The organism is Acinetobacter sp. ESL0695 (assembly GCF_029392135.1).
GTDB classification, from domain to species: Bacteria; Pseudomonadota; Gammaproteobacteria; order Pseudomonadales; family Moraxellaceae; genus Acinetobacter; species Acinetobacter pollinis.
This window is the reverse complement of the sequence record NZ_CP113932.1, coordinates 1,394,409-1,407,210: the sequence shown is the minus strand read 5'-3', so window position 1 is coordinate 1,407,210 and position 12,802 is coordinate 1,394,409. Positions and strand designations below refer to the sequence as shown.

General features: G+C 36.2%; 11 protein-coding genes. 4 read left to right on the top strand and 7 right to left on the bottom strand.

Features of this window, described 5'->3' with window-relative positions; translation table 11 throughout:
- The first annotated feature begins 52 nt into the window (after positions 1–52).
- Complete coding sequence (locus OZX61_RS06650; protein ID WP_277094279.1) at positions 53–358, top strand: TM2 domain-containing protein; 306 nt, start codon at positions 53–55, stop codon at positions 356–358.
- Positions 359–362: 4 nt separating this feature from the next.
- Here OZX61_RS06650 and OZX61_RS06645 read toward each other — a convergent pair whose 3' ends face one another.
- On the bottom strand, positions 363–1,262 hold the full coding sequence (locus OZX61_RS06645) for a LysR family transcriptional regulator (RefSeq protein ID WP_277094277.1): 900 nt from the start codon (positions 1,260–1,262) through the stop codon (positions 363–365).
- A 102-nt stretch (positions 1,263–1,364) separates the two neighbouring features.
- Here OZX61_RS06645 and OZX61_RS06640 point away from each other — a divergent pair, with 102 nt between their 5' ends.
- Positions 1,365–2,588 carry an MFS transporter gene (locus OZX61_RS06640; protein ID WP_348521170.1) on the top strand — a complete coding sequence of 408 codons (1,224 nt, stop codon included), beginning with the start codon at positions 1,365–1,367 and terminating at the stop codon, positions 2,586–2,588.
- Positions 2,589–2,640: 52 nt separating this feature from the next.
- Here the strand turns inward: OZX61_RS06640 and leuE are convergent, their stop codons facing one another.
- The 3 genes from leuE to OZX61_RS06625 form a co-directional block, all read right to left on the bottom strand.
- A complete protein-coding gene (gene leuE, locus OZX61_RS06635; RefSeq protein ID WP_277094275.1) occupies positions 2,641–3,297 on the bottom strand; it encodes a leucine efflux protein LeuE in 657 nt (218 codons plus the stop codon).
- Positions 3,298–3,363: 66 nt separating this feature from the next.
- Entirely contained in the window at positions 3,364–4,344 is a 981-nt protein-coding gene (gene tal, locus OZX61_RS06630; RefSeq protein WP_195770793.1) for a transaldolase, read from the bottom strand.
- 78 nt (positions 4,345–4,422) lie between these two features.
- Positions 4,423–5,310: a LysR family transcriptional regulator gene (locus OZX61_RS06625; RefSeq protein WP_277094274.1), complete on the bottom strand. Its 888-nt coding sequence runs from the start codon at positions 5,308–5,310 to the stop codon at positions 4,423–4,425.
- Positions 5,311–5,402: 92 nt separating this feature from the next.
- On the opposite strand from OZX61_RS06625, the gene aceI reads away from it, so the two are divergent.
- Positions 5,403–5,816, top strand: coding sequence for a chlorhexidine efflux PACE transporter AceI (gene aceI / locus OZX61_RS06620; RefSeq protein ID WP_195770791.1), 414 nt, complete (start codon positions 5,403–5,405; stop codon positions 5,814–5,816).
- A gap of 55 nt (positions 5,817–5,871) precedes the next feature.
- On the opposite strand, the gene OZX61_RS06615 is transcribed toward aceI, so the two are convergent.
- Both OZX61_RS06615 and ahpC read right to left on the bottom strand, forming a co-directional pair.
- Complete coding sequence (locus OZX61_RS06615; RefSeq protein ID WP_277094272.1) at positions 5,872–6,195, bottom strand: hypothetical protein; 324 nt, start codon at positions 6,193–6,195, stop codon at positions 5,872–5,874.
- Between the two features lie 74 nt (positions 6,196–6,269).
- Entirely contained in the window at positions 6,270–6,833 is a 564-nt protein-coding gene (gene ahpC, locus OZX61_RS06610; protein WP_195770790.1) for an alkyl hydroperoxide reductase subunit C, read from the bottom strand.
- A gap of 285 nt (positions 6,834–7,118) precedes the next feature.
- Between ahpC and hrpA the strand changes: the two genes are divergently transcribed.
- A complete protein-coding gene (gene hrpA, locus OZX61_RS06605; RefSeq protein WP_277094270.1) occupies positions 7,119–10,970 on the top strand; it encodes an ATP-dependent RNA helicase HrpA in 3,852 nt (1,283 codons plus the stop codon).
- Between the two features lie 37 nt (positions 10,971–11,007).
- On the opposite strand, the gene proP is transcribed toward hrpA, so the two are convergent.
- Positions 11,008–12,486, bottom strand: coding sequence for a glycine betaine/L-proline transporter ProP (gene proP / locus OZX61_RS06600; RefSeq protein ID WP_277094269.1), 1,479 nt, complete (start codon positions 12,484–12,486; stop codon positions 11,008–11,010).
- Positions 12,487–12,802: the final 316 nt, after the last annotated feature.

Sequence of the window (12,802 nt, the reverse complement as noted above, 5' to 3'; positions counted from 1 at the left end):
CTATGCAATGTAGTATTGCATAGTGCTTTTTTTATGTTGAGTAAGGCTTATTATGAATCGTACAAAATTCTGTTTTGCATGCAGTCAATCAATCGATGCGCGTGCTGAAATTTGCCCTAAGTGTGGTGTGCGTCAGACGAACCCACCTGTTGTGGGTGAAAAAAATAAATTGGCGGCTGCATTACTGGCATTTTTTCTAGGTGGTTTTGGTATCCATAAATTTTATTTGGGACGTATTGGACAAGGATTTTTATATTTAATTTTCTGTTGGACCTTCCTGCCTGCGTTTATTGCATTTATTGAAGGTATTATTTATTTGTGTTCTTCTGACGAGCAGTTTGCACGTAAGTATGGATAAATATTCACTCATATTGATGGTGTAGAAGCGAGTGAAGAATACTAGAAAAGTTAATAGCGGGTTGTGAGTGATGATCTACTTTGTATGCTAATCCTAAACCAATTTTAGAAATTTTAGGATCGAGCGCTTGGTATTGAATACCTTTGATATTCAATTGCTGTGTCGACTCAGGTACAAGAGATACTCCAATATTTGCTGCAACTAAAGATAAGATAGAAACAATTTGTGGTGCACTTGGGCCGAACTTAGGTTCAAAGCCACTTTGTGCACATGCATGAACAGTTGCTTCAAAAAGTCCAGCACTTACTTCGTAAGGTGAAACAATAAACCGTTCATTTTTGAGGGCTTCTAGTGAGCTTAATTTTTCATCGGGAAGTAAGTAATCCTGAGGTAAAACAGCAACTAGATGTTCATCAATCAGATGTTGAATGCAAAGATCATTAGGATATGTTTTTGGTGGTCGAATGACAGCGATATCGAGCTCATTGTGCAAAATTGCTTCAATGAGCAGAAGTGAGTTTGCTTCTGTCAAAACTAAGTTGATGGATGGGTATTGTTTTTGGAATCGTTGAATAGCTTTTGGAATGAGTGGATTTAAAATAGCTGTTCCTGTAAATCCTAAACGAAGCTCTCCAATTTCTCCATTCGCTGTACTTTGTGCTTGCTTAATCGCATGTTGAACTTGATGTTGTATGGGAAGTACAGATTTAAGAAACACTTTTCCTGAGGGTGTAAGAGATACTCCTTGTGATGTTCTATAAAATAGTTCAGTACCAATTTCTTCTTCTAGTTGTTTAATTTGCATGCTTAAGGGAGGTTGGCTCATATGAAGTCTTTGAGCCGCCTTAGAAAAACTTTGTTCTTCTGCAACAGTAATGAAATAGCGAATATGTCGTAAGTCCATATTTTTTATATATAGCGTATAGTAGTATTATATATTATACATATATACATTCACTTGATAGTCTAAAGAATAATGAAAAACTCGTGAATTTAGGTCATTTAAATGAAAACGCAAGCAGATGCGCAGGCTTTAGGACAAGAAGATTATTTAGGTATTAGTTTTGGTACTAAATCTTTTCAAAAGGCAGGAATTGCATTGTTTTTATTAGGCTTTGCCAGTTTTTCCCTCATTTATTGTGTACAGCCTTTATTACCCGCATTTACACAGGCATTTCATATTACACCTGGAACAAGTGCCTTAGCATTGTCATTAACGACAGGTTTCTTAGCTTTTTCTATTGTGTTATCGAGTGCATTTTCGCAGGCACTTGGCCGAAAGGGTTTAATGTTCTGTTCGATGAGCCTTGCTGCGGTTTTAAATGTACTTTGTGCAATGTCTTCAAGTTGGCATTTATTACTTATTGAACGTGCCATAGAAGGGTTTATTTTAGGTGGTGTGCCAGCGGTCGCGATGGCATGGATTGCAGAAGAGATTAATCCTAAGCACTTAGCCAAAACAATGGGCCTATATATTGCGGGAACAGCATTTGGTGGAATGATGGGCAGAGTAGGCATGGGCCTATTGACTGAGTACTTTTCATGGCGTATGGCAATGGCAATTTTAGGTGTACTGTGTTTCTTATGTGCATTTGGCTTTTTAAAGTTACTGCCTGCTTCAAAAAACTTTGTTGCCAAGAAGGGGGTTAATCTATCTTTCCATATTAATGCTTGGAAGTCACATTTAAAAAACCCTCAATTATTAAGAGTCTATGGTATTGGTTTTTTACTTACTAGTATATTTGTGACGCTGTTCAACTACATTACTTTTAGATTGTCTGCCCAACCGTATACGCTTAATCAGACACAGATCAGTCTTATCTTTTTATCATATAGCTTTGGCATCATTTCTTCATCTGTTGCAGGAAGCCTTGTAGAAAAACTCGGTCGTCAAATTATTATGCGATTTGGTTTTTTAATGTTGTTTATCGGTACGTTAATGACTCTTAGCATGAATCTGTTTGCCATTATTGTTGGGGTAGCTTTTGTAACAACTGGATTCTTTATTTCTCACTCTATAGCAAGTAGTAATGTCGGGACGAATGCAAAGTCATTTAAGGGGCATGCAACATCACTTTACTTACTGTTTTACTATTTAGGTTCTAGTATTGTGGGTTCACTCGGTGGATATGCTTGGCAATATAATGGATGGAGTGCTGTCGTTATTTTGGCTGTCGTTTTAATTGCGGCTGCAACGTTACTCACGGTAAATCAAAAAGTACGTTCATAGATCGCTCATTTGATGAAGAAATAAGAGAAAAATAGATCTCTCTTATTTCTTTTTATAGAGTAGATGTGGCTAGTTTAATTCCAAAGCCAATGAACAGTAAGCCCACAATAAGTACAGAAATACTAGTAAGACGAAGATGTTGTGAGAAATATTGTGAAAGTTTAATCCCAGAAAATATAATCAGTGTTAAGTAACTTAGACTGATGATTTCTAGAATAAGTGCTAATACCAAAAAGCTTAGAAAAGGTGATGTGCTATTGGGATCTACAAATTGAATAAAAAATGAGAGAAAGAATAAAATAGCTTTCGGATTAAGTAAACTAATTGTAAGAGCGGTTCGATAAGGAGTAACTTTTTCTATTTTTTCACTGAATATAGGTGTTTCTTTAGATACTTTTTGGTGTCGACTTTTCCATGTCTGGTACGCATGTCGAATTAAATTTATCCCTAAATAAGATAAATAAAGTGCACCGCAACCTTTAAGTGCAAGGAAAGCTAAAGGAAAAGTATGTAATGCAGAAGCTGCACCAAAAATAGTTGCCAATATCAGAATAAAGTCGCCACAAATAACCCCAAATGAGGCTTGATAAGCAGCTTTTACGCCATGTTTAGAAGCAACTGACAATACATAGAAGGAATTTGGCCCTGGCAATAGTATAATTAAAATAGTACCAAGGATAAAAGTAGATAAATTGATAATGCCGAGCACGATAACTACTCATAGAAATAAAAAAGAAAGCTAGAGCGCATTTTGCCACCCTAGCCTGAGAATAATTTAGCCTTTAATTTCAGCACTATCACCTAGAGACTGGTGTAATAAGTGGCTGAGTTGTTCTCTTGCTTTGATAAAACCATCGATACCTGATTGTAGTAATTGAAAAGCCATTAAATCTTTTTCAATTTGGGTTTTAAACTCTTCTTTAGAAATCGGTGCTTCTTTGCTAGCTTGAGGGATATTTTTATTCAACTGAGACGAAATTTGAGTTGTTTCAGACTCAAGTTCAGTTAAGATATTTGGTGAGATGGTTAGTAAATCACAACCAGCAAGTGCAGTCACCTGAGCAGTACTGCGGAAGCTTGCACCCATAATCTCTGTTTTAATACCTTGAGATTTATAATATTCAAAGATTTTCTTCACAGATAACACACCCGGATCTTTTTCGATTGGATAGCTATCTACTTTATCTGCTTTTTTGTACCAGTCTAAGATACGACCAACAAATGGAGAAATTAAAGTTACATTGGCATCTGCACAAGCACGTGCTTGATGTAAACCAAATAATAAGGTGAGGTTACAGTGAATACCTTCAGCTTCTAAAGCTTTTGCTGCTTGAATGCCTTGCCATGTCGATGCGATTTTAATTAATATTCGATCTGATGACACACCATAACTTTTATAAAGTGCGAGGAGCTCTTTTGCCTTTGCGATGGTGGCTTCAGTGTCATAAGATAAATTTGCATCTACTTCTGTTGATACTCGGCCTTCAATAATTTTTAATATTTCAACCCCTAATTTAACGGTTAAAATATCAATCGTGCGTTCTATACGTTCATCTGATGTATGGCCTTCGCTCACAGCTTGAGCATACGCACTTTCAATCAGCGCTAAATTTTCAGGCTGAGACGCTGCTGCCGTAATCAATGATGGGTTAGTGGTTGCATCAAGGGGTTTAAATGTTCGAATGGCATTTAGATCGCCACTATCTACAACGATGGTTGTGAGTTCTTTAATTTGTTTTAAAGTAGATTCAGTCATTAGATTAACTTCTTACGTCTGTTTTTCTTATATATAACATATCTTAACCAATATTTTGTTACATCTATGACAATGTTTTTATTTATTACGTTGTTCTCTTGCATAGTTAATTAAATATTGACCAGCGATTCCCATAGAATTTTCTTTATTCCATACTAAATCGATGAAGTATCTTAAATCGTAAGTAAAATCAGTAATATTTAATACAGTTAGATTTTTTCCTTCTTTATCTTTTAAGCTATCTAAAAATACTTGTGGTAGAAATCCCCAGCCAAGTTTTTGTTCTATGAGTGTGAGGGCTAAGTGATAATGATCTGTACGCCAATAATCTTTAGAAAAAACGAGCTCTGGTTTAATGGCTTTATCACGACTAGTAACGACAATTTGTCGGTGTGTAGAGAGCTCATGTAGCGTAATTTGATGTTGTTGTGAGAGTGAGTGTTCTAAAGCGCTTACGGGAACAATTGTTTCTGAAAAAAGTTCTATAAATGCCTCACGATGATCTAAAAGTTCTCTTTCAAACAGTAAAGCAAATTGAACTTCATTTTGCATCAGCATGCCCATGGCATCTTCTTGAGGTGCAGAGAAAATATTGATTTCTAATGTAGGAAATTGCTGCTCAAGAGCATTGATGTATTTTATCCATGGTGTATGAATAAGTTCGGAAGCAATCACAATATTCAAAGCAGGTTCTAATCCTGTACCCAAGGCAAATGCATATTGTTTCCATTGGTTCATCTCAATAAGTAAATTTTCTGTTTTTTTATATAACTGATTAGCTTCTTCTGTAGGAATTGGCTCTCTACCTATGCGTTGAAAAAGCTGAACATTTAAATCGATTTCTAAATTTGCGATGGACATACTAACGGCTGATGGTACTTTCCCTAATTTTCTCGCTGCTGCTGAAAAAGATCCTGTTTCTATGACAGTTTTAAATATTAAGAGTTGTTCTTGGTTTATATTCATATTTCTATCAAAAATACTGAAAGGTTCTAACTAGAGTTATCAATATTATAAAAATAAAATAGGTCATATTCTAGTGATTGAAGGTTATTTATATGTTTATTTCAAAACGAAGGTTAATTCATGCATTGACGTATGAAGTTATCTTACTCGTAATTATTGCAGTTGCATTAAGCACTTTTTTAGATATGCCACTTGAAGTTACAGGAATTTTAGGAGTAATCATGGCTGTCACTTCGGTAATCTGGAATATAATATTTAATTATATGTTTGAAAAAGCAGAGAAGAAGTATCAACTCAAAAGAACTATTCCAGTACGTATTTTGCATGCCATTGGATTTGAGGGCGGATTAATGTTGGCCACTATTCCTATGGTCGCTTATGCACTAAAAATTACTCTTCTTGAAGCATTTGTGCTGGATTTAGCAATGACTTTATGTATTTTGGTATATACATTTATTTTTCAGTGGTGCTACGACATTATTGAGCGCCGTATGATTACAACTTAAAAAGTTAACTGATGAAGTATAGATGAAAGCCAACACAAATATGTTGGCTTGTATATTAAGAATGATTGATTAAATATGCTTGAGCTGCATGACCAACAAAATTTCTCCCAAAATTTTCTTTTGAAATCCATTCATTCGGTGGGAATAACTCAAAAAAACCAATTTTAAATAGTATAGGAATGGCAAGCCTCATCTCTTCTTCGATTGGTCCTCGTTCTCCTTGATTATAAAGCTGAATATTATATAGCAACGCTGCAACCGTTCCTGTTTGTACAGGTGTACCATCTTTTAATTTAACTGTTGGAAAGCTTTGACTCTCTTGTAAAACTTTTTGATTCACTTCTGATAATTTTTTATTGGTACCCATGAGATTATCCATAATTTTTTATTTTAGATATAAAAAAGGTAGTCACAAAATGTGACTACCTTCTTAATCTTTATGTTGAAGTAAAATTAGATTTTACCAACTAGATCGATTGATGGAGAAAGTGTTGCATCACCTTCTTTCCATTTAGCTGGGCAAACTTCACCTGGGTGAGCATGTACGTATTGCGCTGCTTTAACTTTACGGAGAAGTTCTTGCGCGTCACGGCCAATACCACCTGCGTTGATTTCAACGATTTGGATTTTACCTTCAGGGTCTACAACGAATGTACCACGATCAGCAACGCCTTCGCCTTCGATTAAAACTTCAAAGTTTTTAGAAAGTGTCCAAGTTGGATCGCCTACCATTGGGTATTCAATTTTTTTAATTTCTTCAGAAGAATCATGCCAAGCTTTGTGTGTGAAGTGAGTATCTGTAGATACGCCATAAATTTCAACACCAAGTTTTTGGAATTCAGCGTAGTTATCTGCAAGATCACCTAACTCTGTTGGGCAAACAAATGTAAAATCTGCAGGATAGAAGAAGAATACAGACCATTTGCCTTTTAAATCTGCTTCAGAAACTTCAATAAATTGGCCGTTTTTATATGCTGTTGCTTTAAATGGTTTAACTTCAGTGTTAATTAAGCTCATTATATTCTCCGCTAGTGGATATGCATGCTTGTTTATATGGCAAATAGGATAAGAAAAAATGTCCTACTCAGGAAATAGTATTTTTTAATGCTTTTAATCGGAAAATTGAATTAAAAGCATTTTACTTATATCCGTATCTGTCATTTACTTCTTAGCATACATGGTGATCATGACAGTTTATTTCAAGTCGAAACAGGGAAAACTTTTAATTTGTAATTCTTTCTATCAGAGTAAGATTTGCGTAAAATAGATCGCTTCAATGCTTAAATTTAGGAAAAATACTCTGTGCGAATAGATTTAAATGTAGATCAAATGGTTATGGCGCGTGATCGGCATCGTTTAAATCGGTTGAGTCAAGGTAAAACAAAAAATGCTCAGCAGTATCAAGAGTTATTTGAAAAATCGAACATACAGGTTCGAAAAAGAATAGAACGTTTACCTCAGATTAAATTAAATCAAGATTTACCTGTTACACAATATGCAGATAAGCTGATAGAAGCTATTGAGCAGCATCAAGTGATTATTGTTGCAGGTGAAACAGGTTCGGGTAAAACGACGCAGCTCCCGCAAATTGCCATGCTTGCAGGGCGAGGTCTGACAGGAATGATTGGTCATACCCAACCACGCCGTTTGGCTGCAAGAAGTGTTTCACAGCGTATTGCTGAAGAAGTTGGTGAAAAACTAGGCCAGTCAATTGGTTTTAAAGTACGTTTTAATGAGCAGGGTTCGGGAGATTCTATTTGTCGTCTAATGACAGATGGAATTTTGCTTGCCGAGTTAGGGCATGATCGGTTTCTAACTAAATACGATACAATTATTATTGATGAAGCCCATGAGCGTTCATTAAATATTGATTTCGTTATGGGGTATTTAAAGCAACTACTACCTAAACGTCCTGATTTAAAAGTAATTATTACGTCAGCAACATTGGATGTAAATCGTTTTAGTCAATATTTTAATCAGGCACCGATTTTTGAAGTAGAGGGTCGTAGTTATCCTGTTGAAGTTCGTTATAGACCTATTTCTGATTTATCTATTGGAAGCAGTGACGATGACGAGTTTGATGATTTTGAAGAAAATTTACCTCGTGCTGTGGTACAAGCAGTAGAAGAGTGCTTTAAAGATGCAGAAAAGTCAGGTCATCCTGAACATGCAGATATTTTGGTGTTTGCCAGTACTGAACGAGAAATTAGAGAGTTACAAGAAACATTACAAAAGTATGGTCCAAGGCATACAGAAATTTTGCCTTTGTACGCACGTTTGGGATTGTCTGAGCAACAAAAAATATTTAGTCCAAGTGGCCGAGGACGACGTATTATTATTGCAACGAATGTTGCAGAGACGGCGCTGACAGTACCGAATATTCGCTATGTGATTGATAGTGGGTTTGCTCGAATTTCACGCTATAATTACCGCTCACGTGTGCAACGCTTACCAATTGAAGCTATCTCTCAAGCAGCTGCAAATCAGAGAAAAGGACGTTGTGGACGTATTGCACCAGGGGTATGCATTCGTTTGTACAGCGAGGAAGATTTCCTCAGTCGTCCTGAATTTACTGAACCAGAAATTAAACGAACTAACCTTGCATCAGTGATTTTGCAAATGCAGAGTTTAGGTTTAGGTAATCTTGAAAACTTTGACTTTATCGAGCCACCTGATCATCGATTAGTGAATGATGGTCGAAAGCTATTAATTGAGCTAAGTGCACTGAACGATAAAAAAGGTGAGTTGACACGCGTTGGTCAGATGATGGCTCGCATGCCGATTGATCCGCGTCTTGCCCGAATGATTGTGGGAGGAGCCCACTTTGGTGTTCTAAAAGAAATTTTAATTATTGTAAGTGCATTGGCTGTACAAGATCCACGTGAACGACCTGCGGATAAACAAACTCAAGCTGATCAAAAACATGCATTATTTAAAGAAGCTGATTCTGATTTTTTATTTTATCTGAAATTGTGGGATGTGATTGAATCAAACCGAGATCAGATGAGTGAAAATAAACGCCGTCAATTTGCAAAACAACATTTCTTAAGTTGGTTGCGTTTAAGAGAGTGGAAGCAAACTTACAAACAGTTGGTCGATTTAGCAGAAAGTTTAAAGCTCTCTTTTAATGATAAACCCGCAAGTTATGAGAATTTACATCGTGCTTTACTTACGGGATTACTGTCTTTCGTTGCCAATAAAACTGATGAAAGAAACGTGTATATGGCTGTGCGTCAGCAAAAAGCACGTATTTTTCCTGCAAGTGCTCTACATAAGGCAAGTGCCTCTTGGATTATGGCTTTTGAGATGGTTGAAACGTCACAAGTCTATTTAAGAACATTGGCAAAAATTGAACCAGAGTGGATTTTATTGGGTGCACGAGATTTATTAAAGTACCATTACTTTGAACCACACTGGTCAAAGAAAACGGGGATTGTAAATGCATATGCACAAATTACATTGTTTGGTCTTATTGTAGAACCGAAACGATTAGTGAATTTTGAAAAGATTGATCAGAAGGCCGCGCATGAAATCTTTTTAAGAGATGCGCTCACCACAGGTCATTTGGGCGTTATGCCATCTTTTTTAAAGCATAATCTGTTAAAACTAGAAGAGGTCGAGCGTGTTGAGGATAAACTTCGCCGTCGTGACTTAGTTGTTGATGAGGAAACCATTTATCAGTTTTATGCTAGCAAAATTCCTGAAGAGGTTGCGAGTAGAAGAAGTTTTGAAGACTGGCTTGCAACGGTAGAAAGTCAAGATCCTCGTTATTTATATATTGAGGAAACTACACTTTGGTTAGATGATAGGCCAACGACTCAGCAGTTTCCTGATCATCTAAGAAATGGTGAGTTAAGGTTGGCAACAGTCTATCGCTTTGATCCAAGCCATGATGAAGATGGTGCTGTAGTCAAAGTACCAGTACAGGCACTTCCACAAATTGATGAAAATATTTGGTCATGGGGGATACCAGGATGGCGTAGAACGCTCATTGAAGCTTTATTAAAAACATTGCCGAAAGAGAAGCGTCGCCATATCGTACCCATACCAACAACAGCAGAAAAGCTTATTCAAGGTATTGACGAGCGTCATTTAAAAGCGCATATCTTTAAATATTTGGCTTTTGCATTACGTGGTGAACAAATTACAGAACAAGACTTTTCTTTTGAAAGGATTGATCAATATCTAATACCGTTTGTTTATGTCACAGATGCAAAAGGAAAGTTAATAGAAAAGGGTAGAGATATAGAGGAACTCAAGGCGCGTTGTCGTATTGAAACCAAACAGGCGGTCGCACAAGTTGATGGGGAATTTAAAAGTTTTCCAGAAGCATTTCAATTTGAGTCGAGTAAAAAAGTAACTGGGGTAATCGTAAAGCAATACCAAGCACTTTCTCCAATCAAAGATTTTAAGTCTTTGGAGGTAAAGGATGAAAGTGGTGTTGTTATAAAGACATTTAATGATATTCATGAAGCTCAAATCCAGCATAAGCAAGGTATTATTCGTCTGCTTCATATGCAATTGGGAGATATGATTCGCCAATTGAAAAAACAAATTGGTAAACCGCTATTGTTGGCTTACTCGTCTTTAGGTCATAAAGCTCAACTTGAAAATATGTTGATTTATGCAACGCTTGATCAATGTATTGAGGTTTTACCAAAAAATTTACAAGAATTTGAAATGCTACAGCAAAAAGTTAAGAAGAATTTTTTGTTAGAAGGACAAAATACGCTTAAAATGTTTAACGACATCTATGTGACTTGGCAGTCTATACGTCGTCAGCTGTTAAGTTTAGATGAGGCAGTCTTTGGTGTAAGTATAGATGATGTAGAAGATCAACTTGCATTGATGTACTTAGAAAATTTTGCATATGAACAACCAAAGAACTTATGGCAGGAGTTTCCTCGTTATTTACAAGCACTCGAGTTGAGATTAGATCGTCTTCCAAATAACTTAAAGCGTGATTTAGATGCGATTGATCAAGTTGATCCGTGGATGGAAAAACTATTTAAGTTTAAAGGCGATGAGCGTTTATATGATTTCTATAAAATGGTAGAAGAATTTAGAATCTCTTTATTTTCACAGCCAATGAAGACGAAGATGCCAGTTTCCCCAAAAAGGTTACAAAGTGCGTGGAGTGATTTATTACTCTAGATAATAAAAAGGCCGTCATTTGACGGCCTTTTTATAACTAATCGATTTCTGGATGTTTATCTGCTAAGCGCTGACGTTTTTTCTGTAAAGCAAGAATTTTTTGATCAACTCTTTCAATTTGCTCTTCAATTGTGCCATGAAACTCTTCTAAGAGTTCTGCAGCTTCCTCTTCACTTGTTGCAAGTGGAGCAGCACCAAATAAAGGTTTATTTGCAGTCTCTTTAAGATTGATTGCAGTGATGACACCAATCACACCAAACACCATAAGATAAAGTGATGGAACCATAAGGTTACCACTTGATTCAACAAATGCTGCTGTTAGAGTAGGTGTTAAGCCTGCGATCACAATAGAAATATTAAAGGCAATTGCAAGTGCACTAAAACGAATCGCTGTAGGGAATAAGGCAGGGAGTGTAGATGCCATTACACCAATAAGCATGTTCAGAGAAAGCGCTAATATAATTAAACCAGTAAAGATTAATGATGTTTGATCAGACCCTAATAGTTTAAATGCAGGATAAGATAAGAAGATTAAAGATAAGCTACCAAGGAAAATGAACGGACGGCGTCCCCATTTGTCACTTAACCAACCAATAAGTGGCTGTACAAATAGCATACCAATCATCACGGCGATAATAATTAAGTTACCGTGTGCTTCATCATAGTGAAGATTATGTGTAAAGTAGCTTGGTAAGTAGGTTAGTACCATGTAGTAAGTTACATTTGTACATAAAACTAGACCAATACATAAAAGTAAGCTACGTTTATGTGTTGCAAGTAATTCTTTAAATGAGAATTTCTTTTGGTTTTGGTCAGATTCACTATGCTGTTGATAAGCAGGTGTTTCTTCAAGTGCATGGCGAAGGTACATACCTACAAGACCTAAAGGTAAAGAAACGATGAAAGGAATACGCCATCCCCAATCATTAAATTTCTCTGCACCCATTACAACTGTAAGTAATGAAACTAAGCCTGCACCCAATAGGAAGCCTGCAATTGAACCAAAGTCAAGCCAGCTTCCCATAAACCCACGTTTACGGTCTGGAGCATATTCGGCAACGAAAATAACGGCACCAGAATATTCGCCACCTACTGAAATACCTTGAAGTATTTTAATGACTAATAGTAGGATGGGTGCCCAAATACCTATGGTTTCGTAGCCTGGAAGCAAACCAATGGCACAGGTACTCAGTGTCATTAAAATGATGGTTGTAGATAGAACTTTTTGGCGTCCATATTTGTCGCCCAAACGACCAAAAATAATACCGCCAAGAGGTCTAAATAAAAATGGTACAGAAAAAGTTGCTAAGGCAGCAATAAGTTGAATACTTGGACTTGCATGTGGGAAGAATACCTTACCAAGTATGTACGCCACGTAGCCATACACACCGAAGTCAAACCATTCAATTGCATTCCCTAAAGCTGCCGCTGTAATTGCCTGTTTTGATTTTGATTGATCAACAATACTAATGTCATCAATATCTACAGGCCTGTTTTTCTTTCTAAATCCACGCATGTAATTATTCCAAGTTTACGATGAAAATTGTTTATAATTGCTTTTAATTTTGAGTTTTATTCACTCTAAACATTAAGCTAAAAACAATTCAATTGAAAGATGAATATTCCTACATGACAAGAGAAAATAGGTGTGTTGAAAAGGCAAAGATACACGTATTTTTTCTTAGCACGTTAAAAAGCAGAAAAGATTCAAGTACTTATAATTTTACAAAAAATGATTTCCTATAGTGTTTTAACTTGATGTATTTTAGGTTGGGTTATTGTGTTTTTTTGTATATTTGTTTGATTTTTGTAATATTTTTTTATATAATTAT

Bases quoted from the DNA above. Each gene is read 5' to 3' on its own strand.
- proP (WP_277094269.1), bottom strand. From the start codon at position 12,486: ATGCGTGGATTTAGAAAGAAAAACAGGCCTGTAGATATTGATGACATT.
- OZX61_RS06650 (WP_277094279.1), top strand. From the start codon at position 53: ATGAATCGTACAAAATTCTGTTTTGCATGCAGTCAATCAATCGATGCG.
- tal (WP_195770793.1), bottom strand. From the start codon at position 4,344: ATGACTGAATCTACTTTAAAACAAATTAAAGAACTCACAACCATCGTT.
- OZX61_RS06640 (WP_348521170.1), top strand. From the start codon at position 1,365: ATGAAAACGCAAGCAGATGCGCAGGCTTTAGGACAAGAAGATTATTTA.
- ahpC (WP_195770790.1), bottom strand. From the start codon at position 6,833: ATGAGCTTAATTAACACTGAAGTTAAACCATTTAAAGCAACAGCATAT.
- OZX61_RS06645 (WP_277094277.1), bottom strand. From the start codon at position 1,262: ATGGACTTACGACATATTCGCTATTTCATTACTGTTGCAGAAGAACAA.
- OZX61_RS06625 (WP_277094274.1), bottom strand. From the start codon at position 5,310: ATGAATATAAACCAAGAACAACTCTTAATATTTAAAACTGTCATAGAA.
- OZX61_RS06615 (WP_277094272.1), bottom strand. From the start codon at position 6,195: ATGGATAATCTCATGGGTACCAATAAAAAATTATCAGAAGTGAATCAA.
- aceI (WP_195770791.1), top strand. From the start codon at position 5,403: ATGTTTATTTCAAAACGAAGGTTAATTCATGCATTGACGTATGAAGTT.